At 67.1% G+C, this 20,116-nt stretch carries 17 protein-coding genes; 13 read left to right on the forward strand and 4 right to left on the reverse strand.

All coding sequences use genetic code 11. The features are described 5' to 3' along the window. Window position 1 precedes the first annotated feature (1 nt). The 5 genes from nusA to ACZ0AA_RS02640 all read left to right on the forward strand — a co-directional run bounded on the left by nusA (window position 2) and on the right by ACZ0AA_RS02640 (window position 7,001). Window positions 2-985, forward strand: a complete 984-nt coding sequence (nusA, locus tag ACZ0AA_RS02620) for a transcription termination factor NusA (RefSeq protein ID WP_400860865.1) — start codon at window positions 2-4, stop codon at window positions 983-985. A 59-nt stretch (window positions 986-1,044) separates the two neighbouring features. Beyond that, window positions 1,045-1,299: a YlxR family protein gene (locus tag ACZ0AA_RS02625; protein WP_400860864.1), complete on the forward strand. Its 255-nt coding sequence runs from the start codon at window positions 1,045-1,047 to the stop codon at window positions 1,297-1,299. A 95-nt stretch (window positions 1,300-1,394) separates the two neighbouring features. Then, on the forward strand, window positions 1,395-4,232 hold the full coding sequence (infB, locus tag ACZ0AA_RS02630) for a translation initiation factor IF-2 (RefSeq protein WP_463512067.1): 2,838 nt from the start codon (window positions 1,395-1,397) through the stop codon (window positions 4,230-4,232). Window positions 4,233-4,303: 71 nt separating this feature from the next. Further along, entirely contained in the window at window positions 4,304-4,738 is a 435-nt protein-coding gene (rbfA, locus tag ACZ0AA_RS02635; RefSeq protein WP_400860861.1) for a 30S ribosome-binding factor RbfA, read from the forward strand. Window positions 4,739-5,042: 304 nt separating this feature from the next. Further along, entirely contained in the window at window positions 5,043-7,001 is a 1,959-nt protein-coding gene (locus ACZ0AA_RS02640; protein WP_463512068.1) for a LuxR C-terminal-related transcriptional regulator, read from the forward strand. Window positions 7,002-7,010: 9 nt separating this feature from the next. Here the strand turns inward: ACZ0AA_RS02640 and ACZ0AA_RS02645 are convergent, their stop codons facing one another. After that, on the reverse strand, window positions 7,011-7,910 hold the full coding sequence (locus ACZ0AA_RS02645) for an HhH-GPD family protein (RefSeq protein ID WP_400860858.1): 900 nt from the start codon (window positions 7,908-7,910) through the stop codon (window positions 7,011-7,013). 102 nt (window positions 7,911-8,012) lie between these two features. Between ACZ0AA_RS02645 and truB the strand changes: the two genes are divergently transcribed. The 6 genes from truB (at window position 8,013) to ACZ0AA_RS02675 (ending at window position 14,328) form a co-directional block, all read left to right on the forward strand. Continuing rightward, window positions 8,013-8,906 (forward strand): tRNA pseudouridine(55) synthase TruB, encoded by an 894-nt coding sequence (gene truB, locus ACZ0AA_RS02650; protein ID WP_400860857.1) that lies wholly within the window; start codon window positions 8,013-8,015, stop codon window positions 8,904-8,906. After that, on the forward strand, window positions 8,903-9,271 hold the full coding sequence (locus tag ACZ0AA_RS02655; protein ID WP_400860855.1) for a hypothetical protein: 369 nt from the start codon (window positions 8,903-8,905) through the stop codon (window positions 9,269-9,271). Before truB ends, ACZ0AA_RS02655 begins: the two co-directional genes overlap by 4 nt. Before the next feature lie 54 nt (window positions 9,272-9,325). Then, window positions 9,326-9,772 carry a hypothetical protein gene (locus ACZ0AA_RS02660; RefSeq protein WP_400860853.1) on the forward strand — a complete coding sequence of 149 codons (447 nt, stop codon included), beginning with the start codon at window positions 9,326-9,328 and terminating at the stop codon, window positions 9,770-9,772. Beyond that, window positions 9,769-10,722, forward strand: coding sequence for a bifunctional riboflavin kinase/FAD synthetase (locus ACZ0AA_RS02665; protein WP_400860852.1), 954 nt, complete (start codon window positions 9,769-9,771; stop codon window positions 10,720-10,722). Before ACZ0AA_RS02660 ends, ACZ0AA_RS02665 begins: the two co-directional genes overlap by 4 nt. 209 nt (window positions 10,723-10,931) lie before the next feature. Then, window positions 10,932-13,076 (forward strand): DEAD/DEAH box helicase, encoded by a 2,145-nt coding sequence (locus tag ACZ0AA_RS02670; RefSeq protein WP_400860850.1) that lies wholly within the window; start codon window positions 10,932-10,934, stop codon window positions 13,074-13,076. Between the two features lie 223 nt (window positions 13,077-13,299). Beyond that, a complete protein-coding gene (locus ACZ0AA_RS02675) occupies window positions 13,300-14,328 on the forward strand; it encodes an ATP-dependent 6-phosphofructokinase (RefSeq protein ID WP_042541814.1) in 1,029 nt (342 codons plus the stop codon). Between the two features lie 131 nt (window positions 14,329-14,459). Here ACZ0AA_RS02675 and ACZ0AA_RS02680 read toward each other — a convergent pair whose 3' ends face one another. Both ACZ0AA_RS02680 and ACZ0AA_RS02685 read right to left on the reverse strand, forming a co-directional pair. After that, window positions 14,460-15,293: an endonuclease domain-containing protein gene (locus tag ACZ0AA_RS02680; protein WP_463512069.1), complete on the reverse strand. Its 834-nt coding sequence runs from the start codon at window positions 15,291-15,293 to the stop codon at window positions 14,460-14,462. Between the two features lie 196 nt (window positions 15,294-15,489). After that, window positions 15,490-17,589 carry a S9 family peptidase gene (locus ACZ0AA_RS02685; protein WP_463512070.1) on the reverse strand — a complete coding sequence of 700 codons (2,100 nt, stop codon included), beginning with the start codon at window positions 17,587-17,589 and terminating at the stop codon, window positions 15,490-15,492. A 159-nt stretch (window positions 17,590-17,748) separates the two neighbouring features. Between ACZ0AA_RS02685 and ACZ0AA_RS02690 the strand changes: the two genes are divergently transcribed. Together ACZ0AA_RS02690 and ACZ0AA_RS02695 are read left to right on the forward strand one after the other, a co-directional pair. Then, entirely contained in the window at window positions 17,749-19,113 is a 1,365-nt protein-coding gene (locus tag ACZ0AA_RS02690) for an anion permease (RefSeq protein WP_463512071.1), read from the forward strand. Next, window positions 19,110-19,445, forward strand: a complete 336-nt coding sequence (locus ACZ0AA_RS02695; protein ID WP_463512072.1) for a peptidase — start codon at window positions 19,110-19,112, stop codon at window positions 19,443-19,445. The genes ACZ0AA_RS02690 and ACZ0AA_RS02695 overlap by 4 nt, the downstream gene beginning before the upstream one ends. A gap of 25 nt (window positions 19,446-19,470) precedes the next feature. On the opposite strand, the gene ACZ0AA_RS02700 is transcribed toward ACZ0AA_RS02695, so the two are convergent. Further along, window positions 19,471-20,037: a TetR/AcrR family transcriptional regulator gene (locus ACZ0AA_RS02700; protein ID WP_400860842.1), complete on the reverse strand. Its 567-nt coding sequence runs from the start codon at window positions 20,035-20,037 to the stop codon at window positions 19,471-19,473. Window positions 20,038-20,116: the final 79 nt, after the last annotated feature.

The following is a 20,116-nucleotide window of genomic DNA, read 5'->3' on the forward strand; positions in this document are numbered from 1 at the left end:
CATGGATATCGAACTGAGTCTGCTGCGTGGGATCGAGAAGGAGAAGGCGATCCCCTTCGATGAGCTGGTCTCGATCATCGAACAGGCCATCCTGACCGCCTACTCCAAGCACGTCTCCGCAGAAGGAGCCACCCCCGAGGGCGTCCGCGTCGAGCTCGATCGTCGAACCGGGCACGTCGCCGTGCTGCAGGTCGTCAAGGACGAAGAGGGCGCGATCATCGGGGAAGAGGACGCCACGCCGGATGACTTCGGCCGGATCGCCGCCTTCGCCGCGAAGCAGGTCATCAGCCAGCGTCTGCGCGACATCGCGGATGACGTGGTGCTGGGGGACTTCAAGGACAAGGAAGGCGACATCGTCGCGGGCGTGATCCAGCAGGGACCGAATCCCCGCATGATCCACGTCGATCTCGGAGCTGTCGAGGCGATCCTTCCGCCGGAGGAGCAGGTGCCCGGCGAGGAATACACCCACGGCTCACGCCTCCGCGTGTATGTGACGAGCGTCGCGAAGGGGCTCAAGGGGCCGCAGATCACCGTCTCGCGCACGCACCCCGGCCTCGTCCGCAGGCTGTTCGCACTCGAGGTTCCCGAGATCGCCGCAGGTCTTGTGGAGATCGTCTCGCTCGCCCGAGAGGCCGGTCACCGCACGAAGATCGCCGTCCGAGCCAACGACCCGGCGATCAATGCCAAGGGCGCGTGCATCGGTGAGATGGGGCGCCGTGTGCGCGCCGTCACCGAGGAGCTGTCAGGCGAGAAGATCGACATCGTCGATCACGACCCCGAGCTCGCCGCCTTCGTCGCGAATGCGCTTTCTCCTGCCAAGGTGACCAGCGCGTTCATCCTCGACGCGAACACCAGGGCCGTGCGTGCACTCGTGCCGGATTATCAGCTCTCCCTCGCGATCGGCAAGGAGGGGCAGAACGCCCGTCTGGCTGCGAAGCTCACCGGCGCGAAGATCGACATCCAGCCCGACAGCGTCCTGGACTGACCTCTCGTCACGTCCGACTCGCGCTCGTCGCGTGAGTCGGACGGGAACACAGGTGTAAGATGGAACCCGTACGAACGTGCGTCGGCTGTCGCACGCGTGCTCCCCGCGCCGCTCTTCTCAGAGTGGTGTCCCAGGACGAGATCCTCATCATCGATGAGCGAGGCGTTCTGCCAGGGCGAGGCGCGTGGGTGCATCCGACACCGGAATGCATGGATGCCGCTCTGCGGCGCCGTGCTTTCGGCAGAGCACTTCGCGTGTCCGGCAATCTGGACACGCGGATCATCGAACAATACCCACCAAGAAACAAAGGCTGAACGGCTATGGAAACAAAGTGAACGGCTCGAAATGAGACCCGTCCGCGACTAGTGGTCTGCCCTGTCTGGGTGGACCGACCCCAGACAGGAGAATTGTGGCTGGTAAACCACGCGTACACGAGATCGCCGCCGAACTCGGCGTCGACAGCAAGATCGCACTTGCAAAGCTCAAGGAACTCGGAGAGTTCGTCAAGAGCCCCTCTTCGACCATCGAACCGCCGGTGGCGCGCAAGCTTCGCGCTGCCATCGAGTCGGATGCCTCGCTGAAGGCATCCGCTGACGCGGCTCCCGCAGCGGCCAAGACCGGTGCAGCCAAAACCGGTGCAGCCAAGCCCGGTGCAGCCAAGCCCGGTGCTGCAACACCCGGTGCTGCAACGCCCGGTGCCTCGAAGCCCGGCGCCGCCAAGACCGGCGGACCGACTCCCGGGCCCAAGCCCGGGCCCAAGCCGGCCCCCGCGCCGGAGGAGCCCGTAGCCGCCCCGGCTCCCGAGGCTCCCGCCCCGGCCGCTGAGGCTCCTGCCGAGGCCGCTTCGACGGATGCAGCGTCCGGATCCGCTGCGCCGAAGTCGAACGACGGCGGCGCGCCGAAGCCCGGCGCACCGCGTCCCGGCAACAACCCGTTCTCGTCGGCGCAGGGCATGGGCCAGCGTCCGGCTGGTCCGCGCCCCGGCAACAACCCCTTCGCCTCGGCGCAGGGCATGGGCCAGCGGCCGAGTCCGACTCCCGGCAACATCCCGCGTCCGCAGGCTCCGCGTCCCGGTGCCCCGCGTCCGGGTGCGCCTCGTCCCGGTTCCCCCCGTCCCGGCGCTCCGCGCGGCGGGCAGGGCGGTCGTCCCGGTGGCGCACCGTTCCAGCAGCGTCCCGGCGGTCCCGGTCGTCCCGGCGGTGCCGGTGGACCCGGTGCCGGTCCCGGTGCTCGTCCCGGCGGTGGCTTCGCAGGCCGCCCCGGTGGTGGCGGCGGTCGCGGTCGTGGTCCTGGCGGAGGTACCGCAGGTGCCTTCGGCAAGGGCGGCGGCAAGAGCAAGCAGCGCAAGTCGCGGCGGGCGAAGCGGCAAGAGTTCGAGATGCGGAGCGCCCCGGTCGTCGGTGGCGTCAACGTCACCCGTGGCAACGGGGAGATCATCCGCATGCGCCGTGGTGCGTCGATCGCGGACTTCGCCGACAAGATCGAGACGCTGACCGGCTACACGGTTCAGCCCGGAACCCTCGTGACGATCCTCTTCAACCTCGGCGAGATGGCCACGGCCACCGAGTCCCTGGACGAGGCGACGTTCGAGGTGCTCGGTGAGGAGCTCGGATACAAGATCCAGATGGTCTCGCCCGAGGACGAGGACAAGGAGCTCCTCGAGGGCTTCGGACTCAACCTCGCGCAGGAGCTGGAGGAGGAGGACGAAGACGACCTCGAGATCCGTCCGCCCGTCGTCACCGTCATGGGTCACGTCGATCACGGTAAGACCCGACTGCTCGACGCGATCCGCCAGACCAACGTCATCGACGGTGAGGCCGGCGGCATCACGCAGCACATCGGTGCGTACCAGGTGTGGACGGAACACGAGGGCATCGAGCGTGCCATCACCTTCATCGACACCCCGGGTCACGAGGCGTTCACCGCCATGCGTGCTCGTGGAGCGCAGGTCACAGACCTCGCGATCCTCGTGGTCGCAGCCGACGACGGCATCATGCCCCAGACGGTCGAGGCGCTGAACCACGCTCAGGCGGCGAATGTGCCGATCGTGGTCGCGGTGAACAAGGTCGACAAGCCCGACGCCAACCCGGCCAAGGTTCGTCAGCAGCTCACCGAATACGGTCTGGTCGCCGAGGAGTATGGCGGAGACGTCATGTTCGTCGACGTCTCGGCTCGGGCGAACACCGGCATCCAGGAACTCCTGGACGCTGTGCTGCTCACGGCTGACGCGGGTCTCGACCTCACGGCCAACCCGAACAAGGCCGCTCGCGGTGTCGCCATCGAGGCGAAGCTCGACAAGGGCCGCGGATCCATCGCCACGGTGCTGATCCAGTCCGGAACGCTCCGGATCGGTGACGCGATCGTCGCAGGAACGGCGTACGGCCGTGTGCGTGCGATGGCAGACGAGAACGGCGAGCAGGTCCTCGAGGCCTACCCGTCGCGTCCGGTGCAGGTGCAGGGTCTGAACTCGGTGCCGCGTGCAGGCGATGTCTTCATCGTCACCGAAGAAGACCGCATGGCCCGTCAGATCGCTGAGAAGCGTGAAGCGGTCGAGCGCAACGCCCAGCTGGCCAAGGCCCGCAAGCGCATCTCGCTCGAGGACTTCACCCGTGCTCTCGAAGAGGGCAAGGTCGAGTCGCTCAACCTCATCATCAAGGGTGACGTCTCCGGTGCCGTCGAGGCACTCGAGGAGTCGCTGCTCAAGATCGAGGTCGATGACTCGGTGCAGCTCCGCATCATCCACCGCGGTGTCGGTGCGATCACGGAGTCCGACGTCAACCTCGCGACGATCGACAATGCGATCATCGTGGGCTTCAACGTCCGCCCCGACACGAAGGCGCGCGAGCGCGCCCAGCGTGAGGGTGTGGACATCCGGTTCTACTCGGTGATCTACAACGCGATCGACGAGGTCGAGAGCTCGCTCAAGGGCATGCTCAAGCCGGAGTACGAAGAGGTCCAGTCGGGTGTCGCCGAGATCCGCGAGGTGTTCCGCTCCTCGAAGTTCGGCAACATCGCCGGTGTCATCGTGCGATCGGGAACGATCACGCGAAACGCCAAGGCTCGCGTCATCCGCGACGGTGTGGTTGTGGCCGATGGTCTCGCCATCGAGTCGCTGCGTCGCTTCAAGGACGACGTCACCGAGGTGCGTACGGACTACGAGGCCGGTATCGGCCTCGGCAAGTTCAACGACATCCAGATCGGTGATGAGATCGAGACGACAGAACTGATCGAGAAGCCTCGCGGCTGATCGAGTTCGATATCTTCGGGCGAGGGTGCGTGATGCATCCTCGCCCGAAGAGTACGTAGAGGGAGAGAACAATGGCTGGTGAACGACAGGCCCGACTTGCTGATCGCATTCGAGTGATCCTTGCGGAGCGGCTCGAGAAGGGGCTGCGAGACCCGCGCCTCGGCTTCGTCACGATCACGGATGTCCGTGTCACAGGAGACCTGCAGCATGCCTCCGTCTTCTATACGGTGCTCGGCACCGAAGAGGAACGTCTCTCCAGTGGCGAGGCTCTGACCTCCGCCACCGGAATGCTGCGCAGCGAGGTTGGGAAGCAGCTCAGCACGCGCCTCGTGCCCACGCTCGAGTTCATCCCGGATGCACTGCCCGAGAACGCCGACCACATCTCGGCTCTCCTGCGCGAAGCGCAGCAGCGAGACGCCGAGGTGGCGAGGCTCGCGTCCTCGGCATCCCACGCGGGCGAAGCGGACCCGTACCTCCGCCAGGAAGACGACGACACGAAGTCCTGAATATCGGAGCCCTCGTCTGCGGGTCCGACTGTCTTGATAACCTCAGCTCGACGGGCGTTCGCCCGCGGGGACTGGGGGGTTCGACATCGACGTTTCGCGTGCGCTGGGGGCGGCAGCAGTCGCGCCTGCGGCTGTCGAGAAGATCCTCGACGACCTGCTCGAGAACGACCTGAGTTGCGCGCCGCATGTCGCGGCGCGACTCGCGTTCGAGCTGTCAGAAGATCCGCACACGATCCTGGCGGTCGCCGCTCGTCTCGACGCTGCTCAGCGCCACGGTCTCAGCGCGCTCCCGTCGCCGTTGCCGATGGTGCCATCGGTCGAGGCGCTGTTCGCTCAGTTGGAGCTCGATGATCGAGACCGTGAGGTCCTCGTCGCCGTGTCGCTGCGGCTCGACGACAGGCTCGACCCGCTGGTGGATTTCGCGGGTCGGTCCGCCGCAGAGCTCACCCGAGGTCCGCTCGGAGCGCTTCTCGACATCCACGCGGGTCGAGTCCGCCTCGCCGACCCTCGGCTGGCGATCTGGTTGCGCGCGACGACGGCGTCGGCCGCGGCCGCCTCGGTGCACGCGAGATTGAGCAGGCTCTTCGATGAACGTGGTGAGCGGGTCGACGCCGACTGGCATGGTGCTCGTGCAGCGATGCACGGGGAGCCCGTGACCGCCGACGAGCTCACCCGAATCGCCAGAGCGCATTCGGAGGCGGGCCTGAGCGAGCGGGCTTTCCACCTCGCGGCCGAGGCCGCGGCGCACTCGAGCGGCGTGGAGCGGGATGAGGCGACTCTCGTGGCCGGTGTCGCAGCGATCGCCGCAGGCTACGCCGTCGAGGCGGCGAGACGACTGGGGAGTCTCTTTCCGAACGGCGCAGAGCTCTATCGTCTGCAAGGTCTCGGCGGGTGGCTGGTCGCCGAGGCGCATCTCCGCGGCGGTGTGCCTGAGGTCGACATGAGCGCGGTCCAGCCTCGCGTCGATGATGCCGAGCATTGGTACTCGTGGGCACGGTCCACGGCGTTCGCAGCGATGCTGTGTGCCGAGCGCGGTGACCGCCGGGGGATGCGGTCGTGGCTCGAAGCTCTGCGGACGTCGAGTGCGCGGGTCGACGCTGACCAGGATCTTCGGGACCCGGTGATCGCTCTCGCCTGGCTCGTCATGGGCGACGGCGAGATCGACCATGTGCGCGGCGCGGGTCCGCTCACCGGAGGCATGCTCCGCGCTCTGCAGGCCGCGCTGGACGGGGACGTCGACAGGGGCCTCAGCCTGCTTGCAGCGGGAGACTCGCCGGTCGGCGGGGGAGTGGACCCGTTCGTGGCCGGTTTCGAGCTCAGCCCTCTCATCGCGGCGTATCGAGCGGTGGTCGAGGTGCTGCTGCTGATGTGGCGTGGTGACATCGGAGCTGCGCGCGACAGGATGATGCGTGCGGCCATCGAACTGCCCGTCGCCGTGCCGTTCGCCGGGCTCGGCGTCGTGATCGCTCGGCGCCTCGACCTCGCGGTTCTCGGTCGGCTGGGGCCGATCGCGAGGGCTCTCACTGCTGCGCTTCCCGCCCCTCTCCGCATCGATCAGCTTGTGGATCGAGGCATCGAGGCGTTCCTGTCAGGGCACTCAGCCGAGGCGGCGGCGTGCATGCGGCTCTGGAGAGATCGCGGCGCCCCGCAGCCGACGCTGTCGGTTCCCGGACTCGAGGAGGCCATCGTCGTCACGCATGGCGCATCGTGGACCCCTCGTCGGATCGAGCCGCCCGAGATCGCGCTCGCCCAGCGACTGCGGGTGCAGATCACCAGCTGCTCGGACGATGAATGGCGCGTCGAGCGTCCGCTCGTCGTCGCTGCCGCTCGCACCTTGACCTCGCCGTTCTCACGCGGGCGAGTCGAAGCGATGATCGGCACGAAGTCGCTGATCAAGGGCGATCTCGAACTCGGCCGAGAGCATCTGTCGATGGCACGGAACCTTCTGGAGGTCTCCGGTGCGACCGCCTGGGCGAGGGCCATCTCGGTGCGTCTCGAACGGGTGGAGAGGGCGGACGGGGTCAGCGTCCTCGGCGACCCGCTGTCGGCGTGCCGGCGAGTCTGGGAGTCGATGCTGACCGCTCGCGAGCTCGAAGTCGCGATGCTGGCGGTCGGCGGTGCCTCGAACCGCGACATCGCCGACTCGCTCCATGTGTCGGTGCGCACGGTGGAAGTGCATCTGGGCCGCGTCTTCGCGAAGCTCGAAGTGCGGACCCGCGTCGAGCTCACGGTGCTCGCCCACCGCATCGGGCAGTTCATCTGACCCGCATGATCAGCGGGGGAGCGACAGCATCTCTCCATCGGCTTCGGCGAGGCCGTCGACGATGAGAGAGTCGATCGCACGGTCGCGCTGAAGAGCATCCGGCCACTCGGCGAGCACGGAGTCGATCAGAACGGGCTCAGGTGCCGCGGCTCGCAGGATCCGGAGCACTGCTCCGCGGGCCTGACGGTCGGAGCCCTCGAAGGCGGCTTGACGCCTACGGGTGTCGCCGGTGTCCGGCCGCCCCGCAGCCACCCACGCGCACCCGTCGACCAGAGGGCATATATCGCAGCGCGGCGACCTCGCCGTGCAGACGGTCGCGCCCAGCTCCATCGCCGCAGCGTTGAACACGGCGGAATCCGCCACATCGGCGGGGAGCAGCGAATCCATCAGCTCCAGATCGCGGCGCGAGGGAGGGCCCGGCTGCGCCTGTCCGAGGATCGCCCGTGCCATCACGCGTCGTGTGTTCGTGTCGACGACGGGGTGTCGAGCTCCGTAGGCGAAGACGGCCACCGCTCTTGCTGTGTAGTCGCCGATTCCCGAGAGCCTGAGCAGGTCGTCCACGTCCTCGGGGACGATTCCGCCATGTCGTTCCGTGATCTCGACGGCAGCGCGGTGCAACCACAGGGCGCGGCGGGGATAGCCGAGGTTGGCCCATTGCTGCAGCACGTCGGAGGTCGAGGCGGCAGCCATCGCAGCGGGGGTGGGCCACCTGTCGAGCCACGCCTCGAGGTGCGGAATCACCCGGTTCACGGGGGTCTGCTGCAGCATGAACTCGCTGACCAGCGTGCCCCAGGCGCCGAAGTCCTCATGGAATCGCGGGCGCCTCCACGGCAGATCGCGTGCCGCGCGTCGATACCAGTGCGCAAGAGGCAGAGCCACCTCGGCGGCGGGACGCGATGTCGAAGGCACCTCGACAGCCTAGGCGAACAGGGATCCCCTAGGAGGGACCAGGGGGCATGGTCGGCGTGCGTGCGTGCGATGAAGCGCTCGCACGCATCGTAGGCTTGAGAGATGGTCTCGCCCGGCATCCTCCTCGTCGACAAACCAGCTGGACTGACCAGCCACGACGTCGTCGCACGCACCCGGCGTGCACTCGGCACCCGCAAGGTCGGGCATGCGGGAACCCTCGACCCCATGGCAACCGGTCTGCTCGTGATCGGCGTCGAGGGCGCGACGCGACTGCTGACCTACATCGTGGGAGCCGACAAGACCTACGAGGCCACGATCCGTCTCGGGCAGACGACGGACACGGACGACGCCGATGGCGAGATCCTGACGCGGGCCGCTGCGGAGTCCTGGGACTCGGTCACCCCCGACCGCGTGTCCGCCGGGATCCGGGCACTCACCGGGGCGATCTCGCAGGTGCCGAGTTCGGTGTCGGCGATCAAGGTCGACGGACGCCGCGCGTACGACCGCGTGCGCGCAGGGGAAGAGGTCGTGCTGGCCGCGCGCGATGTCACCGTCTCGCGCTTCGAGGTCATCGCCGAGCGCTCGACCGCAGGGTCTCTGGACCTCGACGTCGTCGTCGACTGCTCCTCCGGCACCTATATCCGCTCGCTCGCTCGTGATCTGGGTGCCGCCCTCGGTGTCGGTGGGCACCTCACAGCTCTTCGGCGCTCACGCGTCGGCGACTTCGACGTCGCAGATGCGGTGAAGGTCGACGATGTCGTGGAGACGGCGCTGCTGACCCCGGCCGCGGCGGCCGCGCGGGTCCTCGATCCGCTGCCGGTGTCGACCGAGGAAGCGAGAGACCTCCGTCACGGTAAGAGGCTGATCGGACAAGCCGATCGGATGACCGGCTCCCTGGCGGCCGCGATCGATGAGGACGGCGTCCTCGTCGGAGTCGTCGAAAGACGCGGGGCCGATCTCAAGAGCGCCATGAACATGCCGGAGGCAGTCGGATGATCCTCTGGCTGACCATCGCCCAGGTGGCGGTCGCGGCCGCTGCTGGCGTGTTCTGCGTCGTGCTCGGTCTGGCCGGTCGGCGTCCGAGCGACTACACCGTCGGAGCGCTCGCGCTGGTCGAACTGCTCCTCGTCGTCCAGGTGGTGGTCGCGATCGTGGCGCCGTTGGCAGGAAACCCTCCTACGGGTGATCTGCTCGAGTACTGGGTCTACCTCGTGTCTGCGGTGCTCCTGCCCGTGGGTGCCGTGCTGTGGGCGCTGATGGAGCGCAGTCGCTGGAGCACCGTGATCCTCGGTGTCGCTGCTCTCGCCGTCGCGATCATGGTCTGGCGTATGCACGTCATCTGGACCATCCAGGTCGCCTGAGCCGGTCGAGCGCGCATCCGAGTCCTCCCGCCCGGATCTAGAATGGGGGACGCTATGAGCACCACCGTTCCCACCTCCCGCATGACCGGCATCGGCCGTGTCCTCGTGATCGTCTACGCCGTGATGGCGCTGGCGGCGACCGGTCGAAGCTTCGTGCAGATCTTCCGACAGTTCGGCGAGGCACCGCTTGCCTACACACTCTCGGCACTCGCCGCAGTCGTGTACATCCTCGCCACTCTGGCGCTCGTTCTCGCGAGTCGTCGCGGCTGGTACGCGGTGGCGTGGGTGGCGATCGTCTTCGAGCTCGCCGGAGTCCTGGTGGTCGGTTCGCTCAGCATCTTCTTCCCCGAACTGTTCCCGCACGACACCGTCTGGTCGATGTTCGGGCGCGGATACCTGTTCATCCCGCTCGTGCTGCCGGTCTTCGGCATCTGGTGGCTGCGCACCCATCGGCCGGCCCGCGAGGCACAGCCATCTCTCCGCGCCGAGGTCGACGCATGATCGTCTTCCGGGACCCGAGCGAGGTGCCCGCCGGCTTCGGCCCCTCAGCGGTGGCCATCGGCAAGTTCGACGGCGTGCATGCCGGTCACCGAGCGGTGATCCGGCGCCTGAAGGAGATCGCGGCGCAGTCGGGAGTCCGGGCCGTGGCAGTCACCTTCGACCGCAACCCGCTCGCCGTGCTCCGACCGGATCGCTGCCCCGAGAACGTGGTCACCGTGGGCCGCAAGCTCGAACTGCTGAGCGAGCTCGAGCTCGATGCCACGCTGCTTCTGACCTTCGATGAGGAGTTCGCGGCGCGCAGCGCCGAGGACTTCGTCGCCGGCATCCTGACCGGTGCGCTCCATGTGTCCACGATCCTCGTGGGAGAGGACTTCCGGTTCGGCAGGGGCGGAGCAGGTGACCCCGAGCTACTCAGAGAACTGGGGCCGAAGTACGGCTTCACCGTCGAGGTCGTGGACGACGTGTTCCTCGACGGGTCGGACCGCCGAGTCTCGTCGACATGGATCCGAGAACTCCTGATGGCCGGCGACGTCACTGCCGCGGCACGCGTGCTCGACCGCAATGTCGATGTGCGCGGCGAGGTCGTGCATGGACTCAAGCGCGGACGGGAACTCGGTTTCCCCACCGCGAACCTCTCGGCATCGGTCGACTCGTTCGTCCCTGCCGACGGGGTGTACGCCGGTTGGCTCGTCGACCATGAGACCGGACTCCGGCATCGAGCAGCCATCTCGGTGGGCACGAACCCCACGTTCGACGATGTGCTCGAGCGGCAGGTCGAGGCGCACGTGATCGGCGAGACAGATCTCGACCTGTACGGTCACGACGTGACCGTCGAGTTCGTGGAGCGTCTGCGCGGCATGGTCGCGTTCGAGGGGATCGAGAAGCTGAAGACGCAGATGGCTTCCGACGTGACGGATGCCGAGAGCGTGCTGTCGCGTCGCTCCCGCTGAACTCCGCCCGAACTCTGCGTGTCCTGATCTGCGTCGCTCAGGCCGCATGGCATAGAATGGGTCTCGGTGGTCCTTGATCCTCGAGCGACATTCGCTCGTAGACGATCACCGGAAATACTGTTCGTACGGTCCTGGCTCACGCCACACGCGGACACCGAGAACGGCCGACTCATCCCATGGATGCTCCGGCCTTCACGCTCAGGAGGAGCATGCCGACCACGGCAACCGCCGCAACACGGCGCAAGAAGACATCTCGTCGCGATGATGAGGCACCCCTCATCCCGATTCTCGCCCGCAAGGTGCGTGAGATCGAGGCGAAGTCGCAGCGAGGAAAGCTCGGGCCCACCAACCGGGTCAAGTTCCAGGTCATCGCGTTCCTGGTGCGCGAGGAGCGCGCGAGAGTCAAGGCCGATCCCGAGATCGCCGACGCCGCGCGTGCCGAGCTGCTCAAGCGCCTCGACGGCGTGGCCACGATCCTGGCGAAGACGGCAGCACGCGACACATCGCTGATCCAGCTCCTCGAAGCCGATCAGGCGACCTCGCCCGTTGCGAAGCGCATGCGACGCGACTGGCTGCTCGAGTCCGGTGCCGAACTGGCCCCCGAAGAGCTCATCATCGCCGACGTCGCCCCCGTGCAGACGCCGATGGTGTCCGCCGGGATCGCGGAGCGCCAGGTGACGCCGCCCTCCGTCGAGGCGCGTCAGCTGGCGAACCCGTTCCTCGCCCCGGATCTCACCCCGCGTGCCACCACGACCCCTCGTCGACGCCTGGACGGCTGGGAGCTGATGGGGCCCCTGTACAAGGCATTCGAGACCGGAGCCGGGGGAGGAGCCGCGAGCATGGACCTGCCGCCGGCTCCCGAGTACGATCACCTCTCGCCCAAGGGCCTCGAGGTCATGGTGCACCAGTCGCGCTTCCTCGAAGCGGTGCGCGAAGGACACCGGAGCTTCCTGCTCGCCGACGAACCAGGCCTCGGCAAGACCGCGCAGTCGGTTCTCGCCGCATCCGTCGCCGGCGCCTACCCGCTGCTCGTCGTCGTTCCCAACGTCGTCAAGATGAACTGGGCGCGAGAGGTCGAGCGGTGGACTCCGCAACGCAGGGCGACGGTGATCCAGGGTGATGGCACCGACATCGACGCGTTCGCCGACGTGTTCATCGTGAACTACGAGATCCTCGACCGTCACATGTCGTGGCTCGCGTCGATCGGTCTTCGCGGCATGGTCGTCGACGAGGCCCACTTCATCAAGAACCTCAGCTCTCAGCGTTCGCAGAACGTGCTGTCGCTCGCGAACCGTGTGCGCGAGCGGACACCCGGCGGCAACCCGTTGATGCTCGCGCTCACGGGCACGCCGCTGATCAACGACGTCGAGGACTTCGATGCGATCTGGCGCTTCCTCGGCTGGACCACAGGTGAGAAGCCGGGGCCGGAGCTGATGGAGAAGCTCGATGCGACCGGCTTCACGCCTGCCGACAAGGCGTTCTACCCGGAAGCGCGTGAAGCCGTGATCTCGATGGGGATCGTCCGGCGCAAGAAGAAGGACGTCGCAGCCGATCTGCCCGACAAGCTCATCGCCGATCTGCCCGTGCAGCTGGACGATGAGTTCGGGCGCGGCATCCGTCAGGCCGAGCGCGAGCTGGGCGAGCGGCTCGCCGCTCGATACCGGCGGATCATCGAGGCCCGAGGGGACCGCGGACTCGCACCGGGCGAGATCGACCAGGACATCGTGCGTCTGGTCGCTCAGAACGAGCTCGAGGAGTCGAAGGCCGCCGGCACCGGCGGCGACAACGTCTTCACCATGGTGCGCCGCATCGGTCAGGCGAAGGCGCATCTCGCGGCCGATTACGCGGCCCAGCTCCAGCGTTCGGTGGGCAAGGTCGTGTTCTTCGCGAAGCACATCGATGTGATGGACCAGGCAGAGGCGCACTTCGCCTCCGCCGGCATCCGGTCGGTCTCCATCCGCGGTGACCAGACCTCGACCACGCGCCAGCAGGCGATCGACGACTTCAACAGCGACCCTTCGGTGGGCATCGCGGTGTGCTCGTTGACCGCTGCCGGCGTCGGCCTGAACCTGCAGGCGGCATCGAACGTCGTCTTGGCCGAGCTGTCGTGGACTGCGGCGGAGCAGACGCAGGCGATCGATCGCGTGCACCGCATCGGACAGGATGAGCCCGTGACCGCTTGGCGGATCATCGCGGCCCACACGATCGACGCGAAGATCGCGGAGCTCATCGATCAGAAGCAGGGGCTCGCAGCGCGTGCACTCGACGGCGAAGCTCTCGATGAGGCTGCTGCCGAGCCCGTGCAGCTCGGTGCTCTCATGCATCTGCTCCGAGAGGCTCTCGGAGCCGTCTGAGCCCTGCGTGATGCCACGGAGATCGGCGTTAAGAACCTCGGTTCTTGACGCCGATTTCTCGTGATGAGCGACCTGCTTTCTCATTTGTCACGAATCGTCTCGGATCACCCGCAAGATCACCGGTTTTCATCGCCTCGAATGGCGCCCGGTCGGTTCGGAGCGCTAGTGTCGATCGCAGGCACCGTCGCCTGTTCCCCCTTCCACTGAACCGTCTGAGGCAAGCATGAAGATCGGCATTCTGACGAGCGGCGGCGACTGCCCCGGACTCAACGCGGTCATCCGCGGCATCGTGCTCAAGGGCACCACCACCTACGACCTCGAGTTCGTCGGCATCCGCGACGGCTGGCGAGGCGTGGTCGACGGCGACTTCTTCCCCCTCACGCGGCATGAGGTGAAGGGCCTGTCGAAGGTCGGCGGCACGATCCTCGGCACCAGCCGTACCAACCCCTACGAGGGGGAACGTGGTGGCGCCGAGAACATCGCCAAGACGCTCTACGGGCACAAGATCGACGGCATCATCGCGATCGGCGGCGAGGGCACCCTCGCAGCGGCCGACCGCCTCGCCAAGGATGGCATCAACGTCATCGGCGTGCCGAAGACGATCGACAACGACCTTCGCGCCACGGACTACTCCTTCGGATTCGACACGGCTGTCAACATCGCCACGGACGCGATGGACCGCCTGCGCACCACCGGCGACTCCCACCAGCGCTGTATGGTGGCCGAGGTCATGGGCCGTCACGTCGGCTGGATCGCTCTGCACGCGGGCATGGCAGCGGGCGCGCATGCGATCTGCATCCCCGAGGTGCCGATGTCCATCGACGACATCACCGCACTCGTCTCGAGCGCGCACGACCGCGGGCGTGCGCCGCTCGTCGTCGTCTCCGAGGGGTTCAAGCTGCTCGGAATGGACGAGGCCTACAGCGACAAGGGCCTCGATGCGTTCAACCGCCCTCGTCTGGGCGGCATCGGCGACCAGCTCGCTCCTGCGATCGAGCGCATCACGGGCATCGAGACGCGCGCGACGATCCTCGGGCACATCCAGCGGGGCGGATCGCCGTCAGCGTTCGACCGTGTGCTCGCCACCCGCCTCGGACTCCACGCGGCAGACGCGATCGTCGAGAAGGCATGGGGCCAGATGGTCGCGATGCAGGGCACCGATATCGTCCGCGTCCCGTTCGCAGAGGCACTGGGCGAGCTGAACACGGTTCCCCGCAGCCGTTACGACGAGGCTGCAGCGCTCTTCGGCTGATGCCGGAGCAGTTCCCCGTCAGTCCGCACGGGCGTCGACGCGAGACCAGGGCCACCGACGTGAATCAGGAGGATTCCGATTGAAGTCTCCTGATCTCAGGCGGTTGTCCTGAACTCGGTTGGTGACGCGACTCATCCCCGCCGATGCAACTGCTGGGCGATCGCCGTACGCATCACGTTCAGGACCAGTTGTGGTTGGAACAGCACCTGGTGGTAGTCGAATCGGAGCACGGTGTAGCCGCGCACGCGCAATCGCGCGTCTGCCTCGATATCGCGCCGTCGATCCTGGGCACTGCTGTGGTGGGCGAATCCGTCCAACTGGACCGCGAGGCGATCACCGATCAGGGCATCCGGCGGGTGCCCGTCGATCCATACCTGCTGGACGACGACCACCCCGATCGAGCGCATCAGTATGACGAAGTGGGTCTCGAGCCCGGAATCGGACAGGACGTCAGCGACCGCAGCGATGCGTGATGCTCGCGCGCTGCGCCATTCGATGCGGCTCAGTACTTCCGGGGCGATCAGGCGCCTGTTGAGTGCGGACTCCCAGACGGCGAGCGCCGTGGCGGGCTCCTGGCATCGCGCGACGTGATGCAGCACGTTGATCAGCGGATCCAGGACAGCGTGTGGTCCGGTCGGTGCCGGTCCAGATGACCAGTGCACGTGCAGGCCGGCTGAGTCCAATCGCGCCGCATTCGGAGCGACGGCGATGTGGATCTCGGCGGTAGCCGGCGTCCACAGCGCGAGTCGTCGTGCGGCGGTCACGCACGTGAGACGCCCGCTGACGCCGACGGCTGCGAGAACCGCTGGATCGCATGTCCTCGATGCGATCCAAGAGCGGCGGAGCCGCAGCATCCGCCCGGAGTCGACAGCCGAGGCGACAGCGTGTCTGCTGAATCCGGCCGCGTAGATCTCCGTGGTGTGTGCTGCTCCGTCGCGCTCGCGAAGCCAGTCCTCCAGTCGCATCCAGTCACTCTGCAGCCGCACGCCCTCTCATGGGGCCAGGCGGCTCTGATGTGTATCGAATCGGATCAATCGCCGAATGTGCAGGAGCGAGTGCAGCTGTCGGAAGCAGGACAACAGTGCCAGATCAGGCTGATGCTGTGTGGTGCGTCCTGATCTCAGCCCGTCGCCCTGAACTCAGATCACCGAGTGTGGAGCGTCAGTCCGCGGCGAGCCCGACAGTGTCGAGGATCCAGGCGAGCTCGAAAGCGCGCTCCTTCCACGAGTTGTACCGACCGCTGACACCGCCGTGTCCGGCGACCATCTCGCACTTGAGCAGCGCGTCGGTCGCGCCGGCGACGCGCAGGGCTGCGATCCACTTCGCGGGCTCGACGTAGAGGACTCGGGTGTCGTTGAGCGAGGTCACGGCGAGGATGCGCGGGTAGCGCACCCCGTCGCGAACGTTCTCGTACGGCGAGTACGACTTCATGTACTCGTAGACGTCGGCGCCGTGCAGCGGATCGCCCCATTCGTCCCACTCGATCACGGTCAGGGGGAGCGAGGGGTCGAGGATCGTCGTGAGCGCATCGACGAACGGCACAGCCGCCAGCACACCGGCGAACAGTTCGGGAGCGAGGTTCGTCACCGCCCCCATGAGCAGTCCGCCGGCGCTTCCCCCCTCGGCGACCAGGCGCTCGGGAGTCGTGACGCCCTGCTCGATGAGGTGCTCGGCGCATGCGACGAAGTCGGTGAAGGTGTTGCGCTTGTTCAGCAGCTTCCCGTCCTCGTACCACTGCCGGCCCATCTCACCGCCGCCGCGGACGTGTGCGACGGCGAAGACGATCCCTCGATCGAGTTCTGAAAGGCGTGCGACCGAGAAACCGGGATCGATCGAGTGCTCGTACGAGCCGTAGCCGTAGAGGTGCACAGGTCGCGCCTCGGAGCCCGGCTCGCCGAATGAGCGATTCCAGACGAGCGAGATCGGCACGCGCGTGCCGTCCGCTGCCGTGGCCCAGTCGCGCTTCTGGCCGTAGTCGAGGGGGTCGTACCCGCCGAGCACGGTGACCTGTTTGCGCAGGTGGAGCTCGCGGGTGGCGAGGTTCAGCTCGTAGACGGTTCCCGGGGTCACGAACGACGTGTATCCGAGTCGAAGGAAGGGTGAATGCCACTCCGGATTGCCGCTGACGCCCGCAGAGTACAGGGGTTCCTGGAAGACGATGTCCTCCACCGCATCCGTGGCGTAGTCGAGGAGCCCGACACGCTCGAGCCCTTCGCGGCGGTACTCCACCGTCGCGAAGTCGCGGAACGCGTCCATCCCGAGCAGCCGGCGGCCGGGCTCATGCGCCAGGACCACGCGACGGTCTCCCTGAGGGTCGGATGCTGAGACCGAGACGAGCTCGAAGTCCAGGGCCTCGTCGTTGTGCAGGATGAACAGGCGGTCCTCGCCGCCGACCACCGCGTGCTCGAGCGAGTACTCGACGCCCTCTCGGCGTGGCCACACGACCTGAGGTGCGGCGGTCAGATCGCCCGAGAGATCGACGAGGTACTCCTCGCTTGTGATGCTCGATCCGACAGCGATCACGAGGTACTTGCGGCTGCGGGTGATGCCGGCGCCGAGCCAGTACTTCTCATCGGGCTCATGGAAGAGCTTCACGTCATCCGAGACCGGCGTGCCGAGGCGATGCAGCCACAGGGTGTCGGGGCGCCATGCGTCATCACGGGTGGTGTAGAGGATGCCGGTGCCGTCGGGCGTGAAGAACGCGCCACCCGTGTCGGGGATCTCATCGGCGAGAGTCTCGCCGGTGACGAGGTCGCGCACGTGGACCGTGTAGAGCTCGTCGCCCTCGAAGTCGGTCGCCCAGAGCAGCTTCGTCGCATCGTCCGAGGTGTCGAACGCGCCGAGGGAGAAGAACTCGTGGCCTTCGGCCTCGGCGTTGCCGTCGAGCAGCACGGCCTCGCCCGGCACCGCCACGCCAGGCTCCAGCACCGGGGGAGTCCAGTCGTCCTCGCCCGCGGCGGTTCGGCAATGGATGCCGTACTGCGCGCCCTCCTCCGTGCGGCTGTAGTACCACCAGCTCCCGCGACGCGTGGGGACGGACAGGTCGGTCTCCTGCACGCGGCCCTTGATCTCCTGGAACAGCGTCTCGCGCAGGTCCGCCAGGTGGGCGAGTTCGTCCTCGGTGTGGGTGTTCTCGGCTTCGAGGTGTGCGATCACCTCGCCGGAGTCCTTCTCGCGGAGCCATTCATAAGGATCATCGAATGTGTCGCCGTGGTGCGTGCGGAGGGTCGAGCGGCGGTCTGCGATCGGGGCATCAGTCACGAGTTCCACGCTAGCCCAGGTCGAGTTGACCGGTACCCGGGAGGGTGGGAGGATCTACCGGGGCCGGTTAACGGAAGTAAAACCCACGGTGAACTCTTCGTTCGTCACGTCGATCCCGTCGACACCTCTCCTTTCTTCCTCAACGACCGAAAGCGAACGGTGGAAACCGCAGCCCTCATCGTCGTGCTGGTTATCGTGCTGGCACTCTTCTTCGACTTCACCAACGGGTTTCACGACACGGCCAACGCGATGGCCACGCCCATCGCGACAGGTGCGCTCAAGCCCAAGACAGCTGTCCTTCTCGCGGCAGTGCTGAACCTCGTCGGCGCATTCCTCTCGACGGAGGTCTCCAAGACCGTGTCGCACGGGATCATCCGCGAGGACACCATCCAAGGCGACGTGTTCCTCCCGATGATCTTCGCCGGTCTGATCGGCGCGATCACCTGGAACATGTTGACCTGGCTGCTGGGCCTGCCTTCGAGTTCGTCCCACGCGCTCTTCGGCGGACTCATCGGTGCCACGCTGGTCGGCGTCGGGGTCGGCGGCATCGACTTCGGCATGGTGCTGTCGAAGATCATCCTCCCCGCGCTCATCGCCCCTCTGACGGCAGGCGTCATCGCGTTCGCCGCGACCAAGCTGGCCTACTCGATCACTCGGCGCTATGACGGCAAGCCCGATGGGCGGGACGGCTTCCGCTGGGGCCAGATCTTCACCTCATCGCTGGTGGCACTCGCGCACGGCACGAACGACGCCCAGAAGACGATGGGCGTGATCACCCTCGCCCTCATCACAGTCGGTTGGCAGAACAGCGAGCAGGCGGATCCGTACCTCTGGGTCATCATCGCCTGTGCGGTCACGATCGCCCTCGGAACGTACCTCGGCGGGTGGCGGATCATCCGCACGCTGGGCAAGGGCCTGACCGAGGTCAAGCCTGCCCAGGGTTTCTCTGCGGAGAGCTCGACAGCCGCGACCATCCTGGCCTCCAGCGCCTTCGGCTTCGCGCTCTCGACCACCCAGGTGGCATCGGGGTCGGTCATCGGCTCGGGACTCGGTCGCCGTGGATCGACGGTTCGCTGGCGGACCGCCGGTCGGATCGCGATCGGCTGGCTCCTCACGCTTCCGGCGGCAGGTGCCGTCGGCGCTCTCGCGGCCCTGCTCATCACGTGGCTCGGGCTCTGGGGAATCGCGATCGACACGGTCCTCGCTCTCGCCGTGATCATCGGCCTGTTCCTCCGCTCCCGCAAGGACGCCGTGACCCCGGCGAACGCGATGAGCGACGTCGCCGAATCGGGTCTCGCGATCGACCACCCCGACTCGCCTCCTCCCACGCGCCGGCAGCAGCGGATCATCGAGGCGAAGGCCGAGGCGAAGGCCCGCGCTGAAGCCCGAGAGACGGCCAAGGCCGCGGCCCGGGCCGACGCGAAGGCGAAGGCGGAGGCGAAGGCCGCGAAGAAGGCGCCGAAGACGGGCGCCGTGACGAAGACCGACAGCCCTGAGAAGGCGGACAGCGAGGAGTCGAAGTGAGTGTCGGCATCGACTGGGGCGCATTCGTCCAGGTGTTCCTCGCGGCTCTGATCGGAGCCTGCGCGGTCGTGACGTTCTACGCGTTCGGCCTTCGACTGCTGGTCCGCAGCGGCCATGCGCCGGTCGTGAGTCCGGCGGCGTTCACCGACGCCATCACCGTGATCTCCGAGAAGGAACTCAAGCGGGCGGCGAAGCAGGCGGCCAAGGCGGCGAGGAAGAGTCCACTCACCGAGGGACAGCGACGCATCGCGCTATACGGCGCTTACGGGTGCTTCGCGCTCTGCGCAGTCGCTGTGGTGGCCGGCATCCTGATCATCGTCGTCGGGCACTGACCGCGACGTCCGGCATCGACCGGATTCAGCGCAGGAGGCCGGCGACCAGGTCGTCGACGATCTCGTCGGTCGACGTTCCGGGATCGATCGGAGTCGTCAGCCGATCGAGCAGGAGCCCGTCGATCGCGTAGTGGAAGAGTGCGATCTCGCGTCGACCCCCCGGGAGACCGGCTGCCGAGTTGAATGCGACGTCGGCGTCGAGCCCCGCTCTCTGCCACGCACCCAGGAGGGCGCCGACTTCGGGGCGCCGGCTGCTCTCGAGTCGCAGCTCGAACAGCGCCAGCGTGACATCGCGGTCGTCGGTCAGACGCCTGACGATATCTCTCACGTAGTCGGCGAAGAGCTCCCTGCTGGGCTGCGCGGTCGACCTTCGGGCGAGGTCGGCATCGCTCGGGGCGAGGCGTTCGCCGATCCGCTCGACGAGGCCTTCGACGAGTGCGTCCCGGCTGCGGAAGTAGTTCGACGTGGTCCCCGACGGCACACCGGCCACGGTGTCGACGGCGCGATGTGTGAGCCCGCGAGAACCGTCCGTCGCCAGGACGGTCAAGCCCGCATCCGCGATGATCCTTCGCCGTGCCTCGTTCTTCGCCATCCGAGCACACTATCGCGACTACTACAGCTGACGTGGAGCCGTCATGGTCCGATGTCGCCATGCGGCCTAGGCTGAGAGC

This window comes from Microbacterium sp. AC035 (assembly GCF_979258485.1).

Coding starts and splice junctions, on each gene's coding strand:
- ACZ0AA_RS02660 (WP_400860853.1), top strand. CDS start 9,326: ATGAGCACCACCGTTCCCACCTCCCGCATGACCGGCATCGGCCGTGTC.
- nusA (WP_400860865.1), top strand. CDS start 2: ATGGATATCGAACTGAGTCTGCTGCGTGGGATCGAGAAGGAGAAGGCG.
- ACZ0AA_RS02675 (WP_042541814.1), top strand. CDS start 13,300: ATGAAGATCGGCATTCTGACGAGCGGCGGCGACTGCCCCGGACTCAAC.
- truB (WP_400860857.1), top strand. CDS start 8,013: ATGGTCTCGCCCGGCATCCTCCTCGTCGACAAACCAGCTGGACTGACC.
- ACZ0AA_RS02680 (WP_463512069.1), bottom strand. CDS start 15,293: ATGCGACTGGAGGACTGGCTTCGCGAGCGCGACGGAGCAGCACACACC.
- ACZ0AA_RS02625 (WP_400860864.1), top strand. CDS start 1,045: ATGGAACCCGTACGAACGTGCGTCGGCTGTCGCACGCGTGCTCCCCGC.
- ACZ0AA_RS02665 (WP_400860852.1), top strand. CDS start 9,769: ATGATCGTCTTCCGGGACCCGAGCGAGGTGCCCGCCGGCTTCGGCCCC.
- ACZ0AA_RS02640 (WP_463512068.1), top strand. CDS start 5,043: ATGGTGCCATCGGTCGAGGCGCTGTTCGCTCAGTTGGAGCTCGATGAT.
- ACZ0AA_RS02700 (WP_400860842.1), bottom strand. CDS start 20,037: ATGGCGAAGAACGAGGCACGGCGAAGGATCATCGCGGATGCGGGCTTG.
- ACZ0AA_RS02655 (WP_400860855.1), top strand. CDS start 8,903: ATGATCCTCTGGCTGACCATCGCCCAGGTGGCGGTCGCGGCCGCTGCT.
- rbfA (WP_400860861.1), top strand. CDS start 4,304: ATGGCTGGTGAACGACAGGCCCGACTTGCTGATCGCATTCGAGTGATC.
- ACZ0AA_RS02670 (WP_400860850.1), top strand. CDS start 10,932: ATGCCGACCACGGCAACCGCCGCAACACGGCGCAAGAAGACATCTCGT.